This is a genomic window from Chitinolyticbacter albus (assembly GCF_024437655.1).
In the GTDB taxonomy this organism is placed as follows: Bacteria; Pseudomonadota; Gammaproteobacteria; order Burkholderiales; family Chitinibacteraceae; genus Chitinolyticbacter; species Chitinolyticbacter albus.
This window is the reverse complement of record NZ_JANBVF010000007.1, coordinates 41,756-56,610: the sequence shown is the minus strand read 5'-3', so window position 1 is coordinate 56,610 and position 14,855 is coordinate 41,756. Positions and strand designations below refer to the sequence as shown.

Genomic DNA, 14,855 nt, shown 5'->3' with positions numbered 1-14,855 from the left:
ACCATGCGTATTCTCATCATCGGCGCCCACGGCACGCTGGGCCAGGCCATCACCCGCGAACTCGCCGCCCACGAACTCGTCACCGCCGGGCGCAGCAGCGGCGATCTGCGGGTCGACATCAAGCACGAAGGCAGCGTGGCCAGCATGTACCGCGAAGCCGGGCCGCTCGATGCGGTGGTGGTCGCGGCCGGCGGCGGTGTGATGGTGCCGCTCACCGAATTCACCGTGGAGCAGTACCGTACTTCGTTCAACGACAAGCTCCTGGGTCAGGTGAACGTGGTGCTGGCGGGCCAGCAGGTGCTGAACGAGGGCGGCAGCTTCACGCTGACCAGCGGCATCCTGTCGCACGAGCCGATTCCATACGGCAGCGCGATGACCATGAGCTCGGCCGCGATCGATGCCTTCGCCGTTGCCGCCGCCATCGAGCTGCCGCGCGGCCTGCGCATCAACGTGGTCAGCCCCGGCATGCTGGTCGAATCGGTGCCGGTCTACGGTGACTACCTGCGCGGCTTCGAGCCGGTACCCGCCGCCCGCGCCGCGCTGGCGTACCGCCGCAGCGTGGAAGGGCGCGACACTGGCCGGGTCTACCGGGTGTATTGAGCCTCGTGTAGCAGACAAAACCGTTCCGGCTGCGTCGCACTCACTTGCCGTACGCTTGTACTGTCTGCGTTTCGTACTTCTTGCCAGAACCGCTGCGCTGGGTTTTGTTTGCAGCTCCTAGCCGCCGGCGCCGGCCCAGCGTCGCATGCCGGCGCGCCATTGCCAGTTGAGCAGGCCGAGGCTGACCGCGGCGAGCAGCAGCATGCCTGCCAGGATGGGTAGCAGCGGCTCGCCGCGCAGCAATACCTGGCAGGGCAACCAGACAAGGCCGGCCAGCGGCAACAGCTGGAAGGCGTGGCGCATCAGTTTGGGGAAGACCTCGAACGGATAGCGCGACATGTCGGTGATCTTGCCCACGGTATGGAACACCGGGAAAAACTCGCCGACGAAGAAGCAGCTGGAGATGGCTGCAAGATTGATGGTGGTGAGCAGCAGCGCCGCCAGCGGCCATAGCAGCAGGAAGGCGAGCACGAAGCGCGCGTCGACCAGATCGGGCAGGTGCGCCAGCGCGAAGCCGCAGAAGGCGAGGCCGACGCCGAGCACGATGATCCCTTGCGGGTGGAAGCGTTCCAGCAGCAGCGTCTTGATCGGGTGTACTGGGCGCAGGTAGTAGCGCACGAAGTTGCCGTTCTTCAGCCAGGTTTCCAGCATGTACATCGCATTGCAGAAGCTGCTCTCGAAGGCGTAGGTGCAGAACATGAAGCCCTGCATGAACACGAGTTCATACCGGCTGTAGCCTGCCATGGTGCCGCCCTGGCCCACCATCAGGTAGAGCGCGGCGCCACTCGAGAGCGAGGTGGCGATCATGCCGAGCAGAATGAAGGCGAAATCGGCGCGATTGGCCAGCTTGACCTTGGCGTCGGCAGCGATCAGCCGGCCGTAGGCGGCGAAATAGCTCATCTCAGTCTTCCGTGAAGTCGAGCGCGTCCGGATTGCGGCGCAGTATGAAGCGCTCCGGCGTCGGATAGGTGTCGAAACCGAAGCGGCGATACAGCGCGTGCGCGTCGCCGGTCAGCAGATAGCCGCTGGCCACTTGGGCGAGCAGCGGATGCGCCAGCAGTTGCCGCACCAGTTCGCTAGCGATGCCGCGACCGCGCCAGGCCTCATCGACGTAGATGTCGGCGAGGTAGAGGAAGCGCACGGTGTCGCTCACTGCGCGCCCATAGCCCACCTGTACGCCATCGACAAAGGCGCCAATCACCACGGTGGAGGCGCGCGCGCCCTGCTCGACATAGCGCTGGCTGATACCCGGCGACCAGTAGCTGCTGGCGAGCCAGCCGGTGATGCGCGGCCAGTCCATGGCGGCAAGGTCGAAATCGAAGACAACAGGGTTGGGCATATCAAGCTCCAAAGATCACCAGCCGGCGCTGAATCTGTCGCGCCGCCCATTCTGCGCCGAGCACGAAGACGACGGTCCACGCCGCTTGCAGCAGCAATGGTGTCAGCGCAGCAGTCTGGCCGGTGAGGTAGGCCACGGGGGTGTTGAAGAAATGGGCGAACGGCAGCCAGTGCAGCGCGGCCTGCGCAGCCGGGGGGAAGAAGGCCAGCGGGATCAGTGCGCCGCCTAGGAACTGCACCAGAGCGTCCTTGCTGGCAGTGATGCCCCACAGGTCGGTAGCGAGAAAGCCGGCGAGCCCGGTGACGAAGGCGATGCAGAACAGCAAGACGAAGCTCAGCAGCACGGAGATCAGCGCCACCAGCCAGCTGGCGGGCCGTAGCGCAAGACCCGCCCACCAGAGGAACAGCAGTAGCGCCGGCAACGTGTAGACGAGCTTGGCCAGTACGCGTCCCAGCGCCTGGGCGCCATGACGCCAGCACAGGTTCACCGGCTGGATCAGCTGCGCTGCGACTTCGCCCGAGCGGATCTCGCGCGCCAGCGTCCAGTCGGCGCTGGTATGCAGAAGCGCGAACAGCGTCTGCGCGGTGGCGACGTGGGCGAGCGCGGTGGCGAAATCGAGGCCGGCACGGTGCGGGTCGGCGGCGTAAATACCGCGCCACAGCCAGAACAGCAGCCACATTCCCAGTAGATAACCCAGCGTGAGGATCAGCCGGCCCTTGCGGTCGGTGGCGGTGATGCGCGCACTGGCCCAGACCAGGGCCGCACCGGCTTGCAGCGCATGTCTCATGCCGCGCCCTTGCTGGCGAGGTAGAAGCCGTGCAGCAATTCTTCCAGCCCCTGTTCTACCGGCTTGATTTCGTGCACGGCAAAGGGCGCCAAGAGCTGCAACAACTCGGCGAACGGCAGCGTGTCGAGTCGGGCCACTTCCAGCCAGTCGCCGTTCTGTCGCACCACCGGGGCGAGCGGGTGGGCGGTGAGCGCTTGCGACGCGGCGTGGTGCTGACCTTCGGCCAGTCGCGCCGCCCACCAGCGGCCGTCGCCGGCGTGGGCCTTGAAGTGCGCGAGGCTGCCGTCAAAGCGCAACTGGCCGTGATCGATCAAGAGCAGCCGCTGCGTCAGCTTTTCGATGTCGCCCACGTCGTGCGAGGTGATCAGCACCGTGGTTCCGGCTTCGCGGTTGAGCTGGCCGATCAGCGCGCGCATCCGCGCCTTCATTTCCAGATCGAGCCCGATGGTCGGCTCATCGAGGAACACCACGTCCGGCGCGTGCAGAAAGCTTGCCGCGATCTCGCACAGCATGCGCTGGCCCAGGCTCAGCGTGCGCGCCGGGCGCTGCCAGAATTCGTCCAGCCCGCCTTCGCGGCGGAACAGTGCCAGTTGCTGCTGGTAAACCGCGTCGGGAATATCGAACAGCGATTGCAATATGCGGAAGGAATCGCGTACCGGCAGATCCCACCACAGCTGCGAGCGCTGGCCGAACACCACGCCGATGCGCTTCACGTAGTCGCGGCGCTGCCGTTGCGGATCGAACCCGGCTACCATCACCCGGCCGCTGCTGGGTGCCAGCACACCGGTCAGCATCTTGATGGTGGTCGATTTGCCGGCGCCGTTGGGCCCGACCAGCGCCACGCATTCGCCACGCGCCACCTCGAAGCTGACGGCGTCGACCGACAGTGCATCGTCAAAGCGAGGCCGAATCAGATGGGTCAGTCGCTCGCGCCAGTTCGATGCGGGACGGGGGCTGCGGTAGATGCGGCTGAGTTGGTCGGCGACGATGATGGCGGTCATGGCGCGGTGGCTGGGCTGTCGGTAAACCGTTAAGCTACCGGACTCGGATCGTCAGCGGAATGTCGGATTTTTGCCGGTGATTTGTCTAAAACTCTCACCATTCCAGCATGGCCACGATCTACTCCGAGCGTTTCGAATCCGATGGCCTGGCGAGCGAGCCGCCGCGCCAGGTCGGTGCCCACGTATTTCACCGGGCGTCCTACCCACCGATGCGTTCGCGCGGCATCTTCATGTGCGGTGTTGCCAGCCCAACCGGCCTCTGTGAGGTGGAGCGGCTCGATGCACCGTTTCACGCGGTGGTGTTCAGCCTCGCCGGTGAAGCCGAGCTGTTCGACGGCAAGGCCAGCTGGACGCTGGCGCCTGGCGACTGTGGCGTAATGCCGGCGCTGCGCCACGGCGGCTTTCGCCGAACCGGCGACGCCACGTTTCGGCATGTGTGGTTCCTGCTACGTGACGAGCCGCGCTGGCAGCACCTGTACCGGCCACAGCCCTATGTGCTTGCCGGCGGCGAAGGTGCCAGTTTGTGGGATGCCGTGTCGTGGCTGCAGCGCGAGGCGCAGTGCCATAACGAGGGTGAGACCGAGACGCTGGTGGTGCCGGTGCTCGATCTGGTTGCCCGGCTGCTGGAGCGCGCGCTGGGCAGGCAGCGCCAGCAGGATGGCTGGGCACAGCGGCTGCAGCGGGTGTTCGCCGAGGTGGCGGCCCAACCCGGCCACGACTGGCCGGTGGCCGAACTCGCGGCACGGCTCGGCGTGGCCCACGCGCATCTGCACCGGCTCTGCCTGCAGCACTATGGCCAATCGCCGGGGCAGAAGGTGCTGGCGCTGCGCATGCAGCGTGCCCGCGAGCTGCTGGTCACTGGCGTGCGCGTTGGCGACGTGGCCGCCGCCGTTGGCTACCAGGAAGTGGCGAGCTTTTCGCGGCGCTTTCGCCAGCATCATGGCGTGGTGCCCAGCGCGATAGCCGGATTGCGCATCGGCACGTGACGCGGCCTTGATCTGGAGCAAAGAATGGGGCGCAACGCGTCTCTAAGCTCCCTGCACTTCATCGGGGAGCGCCCGCCTTGTCAGCCCTGTCCAGCCCCAAGCTCGTCTGTCCCGCCGGTAGCCTGCCGGCGTTGCGCGCCGCCGTTGATGCGGGCGCCGATGCGGTCTATGTGGGGTTTCGCGACGCGACCAACGCGCGCAATTTCGCAGGCCTGAACTTTGGCGACACGCAGTTGCGCGAAGGGCTGGCCTATGTACGCCGCCATGGCCGCGAATTGCTGGTGGCCATCAATACCTACGCCCAAGGCGGGCAAACCCGGCAATGGCAGCGCGCAGTCGATGCTGCGGCCGAACTGGGTGCGGACGCGGTCATCATCGCCGACGTGGGCTTGCTCGACTACGCGCATCGTGTCCATCCGCAACTGCGGCTGCACCTGTCGGTGCAGGGCTCGGCGACCAATCCGGCGGCGATCCGCCTGGCGCACGAATGCTTCGGCATCCGCCGCGCGGTGCTGCCGCGGGTGCTGACCCTGGCGCAGGTGCAGCAGGTGATCGCACAGACCGAAGTGGAGATCGAAGTGTTCGGCTTCGGCAGCCTGTGCGTGATGGTCGAAGGCCGCTGCATCCTGTCGAGCTACGCGACTGGCGCCTCACCCAATACGGCGGGCGTATGTTCGCCGGCCAGCGCGGTGCGCTGGCACGATGTGAACGGTCATACCGAGGCGCGGTTGTCCGGCGTGCTGATCGATCGTTACGCGCCGGGCGATCCCGCCGGCTATCCCACGCTGTGCAAGGGCCGCTTCGAGGTGGCCGGCGACACCTATTACGCGCTGGAGGAGCCGACCAGCCTCAATACGCTGGCCATCCTGCCCGAGCTGATCCGCGCCGGCGTCGCCGCGATCAAGGTCGAGGGGCGTCAGCGCAGCCCGGCTTACGTCGCCGGCGTGACCGCCACCTTGCGTGCGGCGCTGGATGCGGCCGCGCGGCCCGGTTATTCGGTGAAGCGCTCGTGGGATACGGCGCTTGCCAATGTCTCCGAAGGACACCAGCAGACGCTGGGTGCCTACAGCCGGCCCTGGCGATAGTGATGCGCGCCTCAGGCCTCGGTCAGTCGTGCGGTATCGCCCCACACCGCCTCGAGCCGCACAAAGGCCGAGAATTCCTTGGGATCGACTGTCTCGCGGATGGCGTAGAGTTCAAGCGCCGTATCACGCCGCAGTACCAGCGTCATCGGCGCACCGCGTGGGCCGATCAGGCTGGCGACGATGGGGCAGTTGGCCTTGCTGCCTTGCTTGGCGACAACGCCGACTTCGCCATTGATCAGTCGCACCATCAAGCCCGGCGGATAAACGCCCAGCGTCTTGATGAAGTGGCCGGACAGCACCGGATCGATGCCCTTGCCGCGTTCGAGCAGGATGCCGCGCAGGGCCACGTTGGACGACACCGCCGGGCGGTAGGCGCGTGGCGTGACGCGGGCGCAGAACAGGTCGGCCAGCGCCAGCAGTTGCGCCCCAGGATTGATGGCGTCGCCGATCAGCTTTGCCGGATACCCGCTGCCGTCCAAATGTTCGTGATGCTGCAGCACGGCGTGCAGCCAGACTTCGTCGGTGACACCGGCGCGCTGCAGCAGCGCAACGGCGTCTTCCGGGTGGCGTTCCAGCACTTCGCGCTGTTGCGGCGACAGCGGCTCGGTCTGCTGCTGCAGCAATTCCTGCAGCGCGACCATGGTCAGGTTCATTGTCAGCGCGGCGCAGACGACGGAGCGCACCTGTTCGGGCGCCAGTCCCATCGATACGGCGACCAGTCGCACGACGATGGCGACATTGACCATGTGCCGGGTGGCGTAGCGGCCTTCCTGGCGCAGCAGCACCACCGCAATCGAGACATCGGGGTCGTAGCGGCTGCCGTTCTCGATCACCGCTGCGAGTTCCGCGATCGCGCCTCCCAGCGTTTGCTGCTCGACATGGGTGGCAAGGTTGACCACCAGCTGATCCAGCTTGCGCCGCACGCCGTCGAACATGTTCAGCACGGAAGGCGGCCGTGCCGAGCCTATCGTCATCTTGGATTTGTTCTGCGTGCCGCGCGTGCGTTCCAGCGCGGCGCTTTCCGCGAATACACCAATTTCCAGCAGCCGTTCCAACTGCGTGTCGCCGGAGACCACCTGGCCGCGCGACAGCAGCAACAGACCCCGGCTGTCGAATACATCCCACGGCAATGCCTGCCCTACTTGGACATCGGCTGGCCGTATTCGGGAGTAATCCATAAGCGCCTCCTGTGCTTACTCTGCATACCTAGTGAGCGCGTTACAACAGCATTTTCTTACATACTAGGCCTGTTGGTGGAGATGTCCAAATCCGAAGACGAAACAAGATCATAGTGCAACATAATTCGTTGAATAAATTGTTGTTTTACAACAAACCAGGATAAATGAAAGTATGAAGCTGACGCTCGGTCCCTTGTTGTATTACTGGCCTCGCGCGACGACGCTGGCCTTCTATGAGGCGGTGGCCGAATGGCCGATCGACGAGGTCTATCTGGGCGAAGCGGTCTGCGGGCGACGGCACGAGTTGCGCATCGCCGACTGGCTGGCGCTGGCCGCCATGCTGGCAGAAGCCGGCAAGACGCCGGTGCTGGCGAGCCAGGCGTTGATCGAATCGGCCGGCGATATGGCCCTGGCGCGCAGGTTGGTCGATAGCGGCTGCATCACCGAGGCGGGCGATCTGGGTGCGGTGCAACTGGCGCGTGAGGCAGGCGTTGCCTTCGTTGCCGGGGCCCAGCTCAATATCTACAACGGCGCCACGCTGGACTGGATGGTACGCGCGGGCGCCATACGCTGGTTGCCGCCGCTGGAACTGGGGCGCGATGCCATTGCCGCGGTGCTGGCCGAGGCCACGCTGCCCATAGAGACGGAAGTGTTCGGTCACGGCCGCCTGCCGTTGGCGTACTCTGCGCGCTGTTTTACCGCCCGCCATCACAGCCTGAACAAGGATGGCTGCGAATTCGTCTGCCTGCAGCACCCGGACGGGCTGGTGCTGGGCACGCAAGATGAAACCCCCTTCCTGCGCATCAACGGTATCCAGACCCAGTCCGCCGCCTGCCACGCACTGTGGACGCACCTGGAAGGGCTCGCTGGCCTGGGTGTCAGCCATGTGCGGATCAGCCCGCAGGCGCACCACACCGCCGAGATCGTCGCCGCCTACGCCGCGCGCTTGCGTGGCGAGACGGTCGAGCCCGACTGGCCGCACTGGAATCCGGAAGGGCTGGTCGATGGCTACTGGCGCGGCACCGCCGGCATCGCCGATCCACAGGGGCAGGCAGCATGACGCGGCAGCCATGGATGCGGCTGGCTGCGCTGCTGCCGGAGGCGCCACCCAGCCATGCGGCCGCGGCCGCGCTCAACCTGGCGCGACGCCGGCTCTGGCCGGAAGAGCCGTTCGACTGGCTGATCGGGCGTCGCTTGCGTTTCGAGGTCGCGGGCCCGGATCGTGGCGTGACGCTGACCTTCGATGGCGAGCGCTTCGTGGCGAGCCGCGACGCGGCGGACTGCCGTTTCATTGCCAGCTTGGCCGACTACCTGCATCTGGCGCGGCGCAGCGAGGATCCGGACACGCTGTTCTTTCAGCGGCGGCTGCGCATCGAGGGCGACGTGGAACTGGGGCTGCAATTGAAGAACCTGCTTGACGCCACCGACTGGCACAAGCTGCATCCGGTGATATCGTGATCCTTTATCGCCAATGGCGATAAGCAAGCAAGCGCAAGTTTCTTTCTGCGCTAGAAGTCGGCTGCTAGATTGCCCTCAGTTCCCACCCATTGCAGGAGTGCACGATGAAGTTCGACACCCAGGCCATCCACGCCGGCTACAGCCCCGATCCGACCACCCGCGCGGTGGCGGTGCCGATCTACCAGACGGTGAGCTACGCCTTCGACGACACCCAGCACGGCGCGGACCTGTTCGACCTCAAGGTGGCGGGCAACATCTACAGCCGCATCATGAACCCGACCAACGACGTGCTGGAAAAGCGCGTTGCCGCGCTGGAAGGTGGCATCGCCGGCTTGGCGCTGGCCTCGGGCCAGGCGGCGATCACCTACGCGATCCAGACCATCGCCGAGGCGGGCGACAACATCATCGCCACGTCCACGCTGTATGGCGGCACCTACAACCTGTTCGCGCACACGCTGCCGCAGTACGGCATCGAGGTGCGTTTCGTCGATTATCGCGATCCTGATGCGATCTCGGCGCTGGTCGATGCGCGCACCAAGGCGGTGTTTGTCGAATCGATCGGCAACCCGCTCGGCAACGTGGTTGATTTCGGCGCTTTTGCCGAGGTCGCGCACCGCAATGGCCTGCCGCTGATCGTCGACAACACCGTGCCGTCCCCGTACCTGACCCGGCCGATCGAGCACGGCGCCGACATCGTCGTGCATTCGCTGACCAAGTACATCGGCGGCCACGGCAACAGCGTGGCTGGCATCATCGTCGATTCGGGCAAGTTTCCGTGGGCCGAGCACAAGGCGCGTTTTCGCCGGCTGAACGAGCCGGACGTGAGCTACCACGGCGTGGTCTACACCGATGCGCTCGGCCCCGCCGCCTATATCGGCCGCGCGCGCGTGGTGCCGCTGCGCAATACCGGCGCCGCGCTGTCGCCGTTCAACGCCTTTTTGATCCTGCAGGGGCTGGAAACTCTGGCACTGCGCATGGAGCGGCACAGCGAGAACGCGCTCAAGGTGGCCGAGTTCCTGCAAGGCCACCGCGCGGTGGAATGGGTGAACTACGCCGGCCTGCCAGGGCACGAATCGCGGCCGCTGATCGACAAGTATTTCGGCGGCAAGGCCTCGGGGCTGTTGACCTTCGGTGTGAAGGGCGGCCGCGAGGCCGGGGCGCGCTTTCAGGATGCATTGCAGCTGGTGACGCGGCTGGTGAACATCGGCGACGCCAAGAGTCTCGCTTGCCACCCGGCCAGCACCACGCACCGCCAGCTCTCGCCTGATGAACTGAAGAAGGCGGGGGTGACCGAGGAGACGGTGCGGCTGTCGATCGGCATCGAGCACATCGAAGACATCCTCGCCGATCTGGAGCAAGCACTCGCCGCAGCGGCTTGAGCGATGCAGCAGGGCCTGCCCGGTCGCCGGGCGGGCCTGCTGCGCGGCGGATGTCAGTCGGGTACGCCGTAGGCGGTGAGGATGTAGTCGTACTGCGCCGGATCCAGCTGCTCGGCCACGTAGGGTTGCAGCTTGGCGACGCGTTCGGCGTCGAGCATGTAGGACAGCTTCATGTCCGGGTCCGGCTTGTCCTGCTCCTGTTCGAACAGCGAGAGCAGGAACACCGGTGAGATCGTTTCGGCAAGGGCTAAGTGGGCGAGAAAGGCGCCGTCCATTCCCTTTTCCCAGACTTCGATGGCGCGAACGATCTTCATGGTGTGTTTCCGGTAGATGACGGCACGATTATACCGCCAGCGTAGTCACTGCCAGGACCAGTAGCGCGGACTCGGTGAGCTCGATGCCGGCGCCCAGGCAATCGCCCGATACGCCGCCCAGCCGCCAGCGCAGCCAGGCGCGGTACGCCCAGGCCAGCAGCGGCGCCGCCAGCAGCCAGGGCGCCAGCCACGTCGACAGCGCGGATAGAGCCAGCCACCATAGCCAGGGCGCCAGGCGGGGATGCGCCCAGGCAAAACGCTCGGCCAAGCCCGGCGCCAAGGGCGGCAGGGTCTGCCAGGCATACACGCCCCAGCGCGCCCATGCCGGAGCCAGCAGCAGCACAGGCCAGCTGTTGGCACGCGCCAGCAGCATGACCAGCACCAGCTTGGCCGTGCACTGGGCGATCAGTGCCAGCACGCCGAAACTGCCCAGGTGCGGGTCCTTCAGCACCGCCAGTAGTCGTTCGGGGCTGCGGTGGGCAGCGCCAAGCGCGTCGGCGAGATCGGCAAGGCCATCCAGATGCAGGCCACCCGTGATTGCCATCCAGCCCAGCAGCACGGCGAGCGCCGCCAGCCAAGGATCGAGCTGCAGGCCGAGCCAGGCAAGGCCCGCCAGCAGCGCGCCGACGATCAGCCCCACCAGTGGAAACCAGCGGCTGGAGCGCGCCAGCAGTGCCTCGCTGAAGTCGTGGAGCTGCGGGGTGGGAATGCGGGTGAGGAACTGGACGGCGAGCACGAATTCGCGTGCCGCGCTCATGGCAGCTCGCGGTTGATCGGCGTGTTGTCGATGCCGAGCAGGATGGGTGGATGGCCATCGTCCCACCACAGGCTGACCGCGCCCGCATAGTCGAGCCAGAATTGCGATTGACGCGCGCTTTGCATGTCCAGCCAATTCACCAGCAACGCACGGATCACGCCGCCGTGCGTGATCAGCACCCGATGGCCGCCTTTGCTGCCTGCGATCCAGCGCTCGGTGGTGCCGAGCACGCGCGCCTTGAGTTGTTGCCAGCTCTCGCCGCCGGGCAGCGTATGGCGCTCCGGCTCGCGCTGGTAGTCCGTCAGCGCGGCCAATTCATCGATATCGAGCTCGGTGCGGATGCGCCCGTCGAGCGCGCCGAAGTGGCATTCGCGCCAACCGGCGTCGATACGTAACGGGATTCCGAGTGTCACGGCGCGCTCGCGAGCGAAACTTGCGCAACGCACTAGGTCGGAGGAGGCGAGCGCGGTGACTTCGTGGCGTTCGATCTGTCGCCAGCGGGTGCGTAACTGGTGCCAGCCTTCGCCGGTCAACGCCGGATCGGTGTGGCCCAGCAAGCGCTCGGTGCTGCCCTCGGCTTCGCCGTGACGCAGCAAGGTGAGGCGGAACGGGCTCATGTGGCAGCTCCGTTGGCGACGCCAGCCTCTTCGAACGTCGCCATGTCGCGGTGTAGCGTCAGCGCGGCCTGTACCAGCGGCAGTGCCAGCGCGGCACCCGATGCTTCCCCGAGGCGCAGGTCGAGTTCCAGCAGCGGTTGCAGCCCCAGCGCGGCCAGCGCGTGGCGGTGGCCCTGCTCGGCCGAGCGATGGCTGGCGAGCAGCCAGCGTTGCACGGCGGGGTCGTTCCGGACCGCGACCAGTGCCGCCGCGGTGCTGATAAAGCCATCGAGCAGCACCGGCACGCCAGCCTGTGCCGCGGCGCTGTAGAAACCGGCCAGCGCGGCAATTTCCAGCCCGCCGACTTCGCGCAGCCAGTCCATCGCGGTCCGCGCACTGGCAGCGCGTTGCAGCGCTGCTTCCACCACCACGCGCTTGTGCGCGTGGCGCGCATCGTCGATGCCAGTGCCCCGGCCGACGATGGCGGCCGGATCGGCGTCGGTGAGCGCGCAGACCAGCGCTGCCGCCGGCGTGGTATTGGCGATACCCATCTCGCCGCCGATCAGCAGCGTGTGCCCGGCCGCGATCAGCTCGCTGGCGACGCGGGCACCGGCCTGCCACGCCGCCGCGCATTCTTCGGCGCTCATCGCCGGCTCGTAGAGCAGGTTGCGGCTGCCGGCGCGCACCGGCACGCTGATCAGGCGGGCCGAACTGCCAGACGGAATCGACACCGGGTGGGCCACGCCGACATCGACCGCCAGCAGCGTGGCGCCATGCTCGCGCGCCAGCACCGAGATCGCGGCACCGCCGGTGACGAAGTTGGCGACCATCTGCCCGGTCACCGCCATCGGGAAGGCCGATACGCCCTCGACGGCCACGCCGTGGTCGGCGGCGAACACGGCAATGGCGGGGCGCAGCCGCGCGGGGCGAACATCATCCAGGCGGTCGGCGAACCAGATGGCTACCTCTTCCAGCCGGCCGAGGCTACCCGGCGGCTTGGTCAGTTTCCGTTGGTGATCGCGCGCGGCGACGGTGGTGCTTGAGGTCATCTGGGTCGGGGACTGGATACAACGATGTGGCTCAGGCTAGCCCGAGGCGAACGACGTATGCAAGCGTCGTCGATCCGGATCGCGCCGGGTTTTCGGGCTCCTCCGCACAGGCACAGGCGCTTGCAGGCTGGTAGAATCGCGGCCTACGTCGAGGTGCCGCGCATGCCCACGGGCAGGGCGCGGTGAAACGGGAACCAGGTGCAAGGCCTGGGCTGCCCCCGCAACGGTAAATCGCGACGACGGACATCCACGCGGCCGCAAGGCCAGCCACTGCGCCCATCCTGGCGCGGGAAGGCGGATGTTCCGAGCGATGAGCCCGGAGACCGGCCTTACGTTGTCGTTGCGCATGGCCCGGGCTGTGGCTTGCCGCTAGCGTCGTGGCTGTGCGCCGCGACGCCTGGCGTCGGTCAACCGGGGTATGCGTGTGTTCCAGCCATCCGTGCTCGCGTGGGGCGAGCATGAGGAGTGATCCCGATGTCCCCGATACGCCCGCGGCCGCTGTCGCGTTCCGTTTTCAAGCGCCTGCCGCTTGCCCTGGCCCTCGTCGCTGCCTACAGCGCGGCCGAAATCACGCTCGACCCTGTCATCGTTACCGCCACTCGCATCGAATCGCCACGCTCGTCGCTGTCGAGCGATACCACGGTACTTAGCAGCGACGATCTCGCCCAATCCGGTGCCACGTCGCTGGGCGAAGCGCTGTCGCGCGTTGGCGGTGTCGAGTTCGCTCGTTCCGGCGGCCTGGGTCAGCCGGCCAGCCTGTACCTGCGCGGTGCCAACAGCAACCACACGCTGGTGCTGATTGACGGCCAGCGCGTGGCGCCCGGCGCCGATGGCGCGTCGTCATTCGATACCGTGCCGCTGGCGCTGATCGATCGCATCGAGATCGTGCGTGGCTCGGCTTCTGGCCTTTACGGTGCCGATGCCGTCGGCGGCGTGGTGCAGATTTTCACCAAATCCGGCAGCGGCACGCCCGCTGGCACCGTCAGCGTCGATGTGGGCAGCTTCCACACCGTGGGCGGCAGCGCGAGCTATGGCGGAGAACTCGGCAACACCCGCTTCAGTGTTGGCGCCGACGCGCGCAACAGCCACGGCTACAACCTGACCCGGCCCGAGAGCAGCATGTACGAGGCGGACCAGGACGCCTGGCGTCAGCGCAGCGCCAACTTCAACCTGGCGCACGATCTGACGCAAAACAACGAGATCGGCGTGCGCGGCATGACCATAGCAACCATCGCCGACTACGATGGCGGCGCCTTCGATGACCATCCGCAAAGCGAGCGCAAACAGTCGAATATCGCGCTCTACAGCAACAACCGCTTCACCGAAAACTGGCAGAGCGATTTGTTGCTGGGCCAGGGCCGTGATCGCTACGAAACCAGCGGCAACTACCCGTACTACTCCAAGATCAGGCAAAGCCAGGCGCAGTGGACCAACACGCTGACGAGTACGGCCGGGCAGTGGTTGCTGGGTCTGGAATACCTCGAGGAAAAGCTCGAGAGCGATACCGAGTACGACGAGACCCGTCGTGACAACAAGGCGGCACTCATCGGCTGGCAACAGGACTTCGGCGCGCACCACCTGCAGGCCAACGCGCGCCTCGACGACAACAGCCAGTTCGGTGACAAGACCACCGGCGGCATCGGCTATGCCTGGCGTTTCACACAGGGTTGGCAATTGTTCGCCAACGCCGGCACCAGCTTTCATGCGCCGTCCTTCGTCGACCTGTATTACCCGAGCTGGCCGGGCTATCCGCCAGTGGCTAATCCGGATCTGGTTCCCGAGCAGGGGCGCTCGGTCGATGGCGGCGCGCGCTGGCAGGGCGGCGGCTGGAACGCGGACGCCACGGCGTTCTACAACCGGGTGCGCGACCTGATCGTGCTCGATGAGAACTACACACCGCAGAATGTCGCCGACGCGCGCATCCGTGGCATGACGCTCAATGGCGGCGGCCGGCTGGGCAGCCTGGAACTGGCAGCCAATGCCACTTGGCAGAATGCCGAAGACGAGGCCAATGGCACCCTGCTGCCACGCCGTGCCAAGGCCTACGGGGGCGCTCATATCGCCCAGACGCTGGGCGACTGGCGCTGGTCGGCCCATATGGCCGCATCGGGCAAGCGCTACGACCGGCGCGACGAAGTGGGCGAGCTGGGTGGCTATGCCGTGTTCGACCTGGGCGTCGACTACCGCATTGCCAAGGCGTGGCAGGCCAGCCTGCGCGTGAACAACGTGTTCGATCGCGACTACGAGTACGCCGCCGGCTACAACACGGCCGGGCGCAACCTGTTCCTGAAGCTGGCCTACGACGCCCGCTGATGGAGGAGGCGGG

The 14,855-nt window shown here is 66.4% G+C and carries 16 protein-coding genes and 1 riboswitch; of the genes, 7 read left to right on the top strand and 9 right to left on the bottom strand.

Annotated elements, in window-relative coordinates; all coding sequences use genetic code 11:
- Window positions 1-3: 3 nt before the first annotated feature.
- Entirely contained in the window at window positions 4-600 is a 597-nt protein-coding gene (locus tag NLI84_RS06230) for a short chain dehydrogenase (RefSeq protein ID WP_255988950.1), read from the top strand.
- 117 nt (window positions 601-717) lie between these two features.
- Here NLI84_RS06230 and NLI84_RS06225 read toward each other — a convergent pair whose 3' ends face one another.
- Genes NLI84_RS06225 through NLI84_RS06210 form a run of 4 tightly spaced genes read right to left on the bottom strand, consistent with a single transcriptional unit; the run spans window position 718 to window position 3,727 of the window.
- Window positions 718-1,500 carry an ABC-2 family transporter protein gene (locus tag NLI84_RS06225; RefSeq protein ID WP_255988949.1) on the bottom strand — a complete coding sequence of 261 codons (783 nt, stop codon included), beginning with the start codon at window positions 1,498-1,500 and terminating at the stop codon, window positions 718-720.
- Between the two features lies 1 nt (window position 1,501).
- Window positions 1,502-1,939, bottom strand: a complete 438-nt coding sequence (locus NLI84_RS06220; RefSeq protein WP_255988947.1) for a GNAT family N-acetyltransferase — start codon at window positions 1,937-1,939, stop codon at window positions 1,502-1,504.
- A 1-nt stretch (window position 1,940) separates the two neighbouring features.
- On the bottom strand, window positions 1,941-2,726 hold the full coding sequence (locus tag NLI84_RS06215) for an ABC transporter permease (RefSeq protein ID WP_255988945.1): 786 nt from the start codon (window positions 2,724-2,726) through the stop codon (window positions 1,941-1,943).
- Window positions 2,723-3,727: an ABC transporter ATP-binding protein gene (locus tag NLI84_RS06210; RefSeq protein WP_255988944.1), complete on the bottom strand. Its 1,005-nt coding sequence runs from the start codon at window positions 3,725-3,727 to the stop codon at window positions 2,723-2,725. The genes NLI84_RS06215 and NLI84_RS06210 overlap by 4 nt, the downstream gene beginning before the upstream one ends.
- 107 nt (window positions 3,728-3,834) lie before the next feature.
- On the opposite strand from NLI84_RS06210, the gene NLI84_RS06205 reads away from it, so the two are divergent.
- Together NLI84_RS06205 and ubiU are read left to right on the top strand one after the other, a co-directional pair.
- Window positions 3,835-4,713 carry an AraC family transcriptional regulator gene (locus NLI84_RS06205; RefSeq protein WP_255988942.1) on the top strand — a complete coding sequence of 293 codons (879 nt, stop codon included), beginning with the start codon at window positions 3,835-3,837 and terminating at the stop codon, window positions 4,711-4,713.
- Between the two features lie 86 nt (window positions 4,714-4,799).
- The gene (ubiU, locus tag NLI84_RS06200) at window positions 4,800-5,798 is read left to right on the top strand and encodes a ubiquinone anaerobic biosynthesis protein UbiU (RefSeq protein ID WP_255988997.1); all 999 of its coding nucleotides are present in this window, start codon (window positions 4,800-4,802) and stop codon (window positions 5,796-5,798) included.
- Window positions 5,799-5,809: 11 nt separating this feature from the next.
- Here the strand turns inward: ubiU and NLI84_RS06195 are convergent, their stop codons facing one another.
- Window positions 5,810-6,976, bottom strand: a complete 1,167-nt coding sequence (locus tag NLI84_RS06195; RefSeq protein WP_255988941.1) for an HD-GYP domain-containing protein — start codon at window positions 6,974-6,976, stop codon at window positions 5,810-5,812.
- Between the two features lie 172 nt (window positions 6,977-7,148).
- On the opposite strand from NLI84_RS06195, the gene NLI84_RS06190 reads away from it, so the two are divergent.
- The 3 genes from NLI84_RS06190 to NLI84_RS06180 all read left to right on the top strand — a co-directional run bounded on the left by NLI84_RS06190 (window position 7,149) and on the right by NLI84_RS06180 (window position 9,813).
- Window positions 7,149-8,036 (top strand): U32 family peptidase, encoded by an 888-nt coding sequence (locus NLI84_RS06190; protein ID WP_255988939.1) that lies wholly within the window; start codon window positions 7,149-7,151, stop codon window positions 8,034-8,036.
- Complete coding sequence (ubiT, locus tag NLI84_RS06185; RefSeq protein WP_373316906.1) at window positions 8,033-8,434, top strand: ubiquinone anaerobic biosynthesis accessory factor UbiT; 402 nt, start codon at window positions 8,033-8,035, stop codon at window positions 8,432-8,434. The genes NLI84_RS06190 and ubiT overlap by 4 nt, the downstream gene beginning before the upstream one ends.
- A gap of 104 nt (window positions 8,435-8,538) precedes the next feature.
- Window positions 8,539-9,813 carry an O-acetylhomoserine aminocarboxypropyltransferase/cysteine synthase family protein gene (locus tag NLI84_RS06180; RefSeq protein ID WP_255988938.1) on the top strand — a complete coding sequence of 425 codons (1,275 nt, stop codon included), beginning with the start codon at window positions 8,539-8,541 and terminating at the stop codon, window positions 9,811-9,813.
- Between the two features lie 53 nt (window positions 9,814-9,866).
- Here NLI84_RS06180 and NLI84_RS06175 read toward each other — a convergent pair whose 3' ends face one another.
- The 4 genes from NLI84_RS06175 to cobT are packed head-to-tail and all read right to left on the bottom strand — an operon-like array spanning window position 9,867 to window position 12,529.
- Window positions 9,867-10,127 (bottom strand): hypothetical protein, encoded by a 261-nt coding sequence (locus NLI84_RS06175; protein WP_255988936.1) that lies wholly within the window; start codon window positions 10,125-10,127, stop codon window positions 9,867-9,869.
- 28 nt (window positions 10,128-10,155) lie between these two features.
- The gene (gene cobS / locus NLI84_RS06170) at window positions 10,156-10,884 is read right to left on the bottom strand and encodes an adenosylcobinamide-GDP ribazoletransferase (RefSeq protein ID WP_255988934.1); all 729 of its coding nucleotides are present in this window, start codon (window positions 10,882-10,884) and stop codon (window positions 10,156-10,158) included.
- Complete coding sequence (locus NLI84_RS06165) at window positions 10,881-11,501, bottom strand: histidine phosphatase family protein (RefSeq protein ID WP_255988933.1); 621 nt, start codon at window positions 11,499-11,501, stop codon at window positions 10,881-10,883. Before NLI84_RS06165 ends, cobS begins: the two co-directional genes overlap by 4 nt.
- Entirely contained in the window at window positions 11,498-12,529 is a 1,032-nt protein-coding gene (gene cobT, locus NLI84_RS06160) for a nicotinate-nucleotide--dimethylbenzimidazole phosphoribosyltransferase (protein WP_255988932.1), read from the bottom strand. The genes NLI84_RS06165 and cobT overlap by 4 nt, the downstream gene beginning before the upstream one ends.
- 133 nt (window positions 12,530-12,662) lie before the next feature.
- Window positions 12,663-12,875: riboswitch (cobalamin riboswitch) on the top strand.
- 128 nt (window positions 12,876-13,003) lie between these two features.
- Between cobT and NLI84_RS06155 the strand changes: the two genes are divergently transcribed.
- The gene (locus NLI84_RS06155; RefSeq protein WP_255988931.1) at window positions 13,004-14,842 is read left to right on the top strand and encodes a TonB-dependent receptor domain-containing protein; all 1,839 of its coding nucleotides are present in this window, start codon (window positions 13,004-13,006) and stop codon (window positions 14,840-14,842) included.
- The last annotated feature ends 13 nt before the right edge of the window (window positions 14,843-14,855 follow it).

Coding starts and splice junctions, on each gene's coding strand:
- NLI84_RS06205 (WP_255988942.1), top strand. CDS start 3,835: ATGGCCACGATCTACTCCGAGCGTTTCGAATCCGATGGCCTGGCGAGC.
- NLI84_RS06220 (WP_255988947.1), bottom strand. CDS start 1,939: ATGCCCAACCCTGTTGTCTTCGATTTCGACCTTGCCGCCATGGACTGG.
- NLI84_RS06175 (WP_255988936.1), bottom strand. CDS start 10,127: ATGAAGATCGTTCGCGCCATCGAAGTCTGGGAAAAGGGAATGGACGGC.
- cobS (WP_255988934.1), bottom strand. CDS start 10,884: ATGAGCGCGGCACGCGAATTCGTGCTCGCCGTCCAGTTCCTCACCCGC.
- NLI84_RS06210 (WP_255988944.1), bottom strand. CDS start 3,727: ATGACCGCCATCATCGTCGCCGACCAACTCAGCCGCATCTACCGCAGC.
- NLI84_RS06225 (WP_255988949.1), bottom strand. CDS start 1,500: ATGAGCTATTTCGCCGCCTACGGCCGGCTGATCGCTGCCGACGCCAAG.
- NLI84_RS06195 (WP_255988941.1), bottom strand. CDS start 6,976: ATGGATTACTCCCGAATACGGCCAGCCGATGTCCAAGTAGGGCAGGCA.
- NLI84_RS06180 (WP_255988938.1), top strand. CDS start 8,539: ATGAAGTTCGACACCCAGGCCATCCACGCCGGCTACAGCCCCGATCCG.
- ubiT (WP_373316906.1), top strand. CDS start 8,033: ATGACGCGGCAGCCATGGATGCGGCTGGCTGCGCTGCTGCCGGAGGCG.
- cobT (WP_255988932.1), bottom strand. CDS start 12,529: ATGACCTCAAGCACCACCGTCGCCGCGCGCGATCACCAACGGAAACTG.
- NLI84_RS06155 (WP_255988931.1), top strand. CDS start 13,004: ATGTCCCCGATACGCCCGCGGCCGCTGTCGCGTTCCGTTTTCAAGCGC.
- NLI84_RS06215 (WP_255988945.1), bottom strand. CDS start 2,726: ATGAGACATGCGCTGCAAGCCGGTGCGGCCCTGGTCTGGGCCAGTGCG.
- NLI84_RS06230 (WP_255988950.1), top strand. CDS start 4: ATGCGTATTCTCATCATCGGCGCCCACGGCACGCTGGGCCAGGCCATC.
- NLI84_RS06165 (WP_255988933.1), bottom strand. CDS start 11,501: ATGAGCCCGTTCCGCCTCACCTTGCTGCGTCACGGCGAAGCCGAGGGC.
- NLI84_RS06190 (WP_255988939.1), top strand. CDS start 7,149: ATGAAGCTGACGCTCGGTCCCTTGTTGTATTACTGGCCTCGCGCGACG.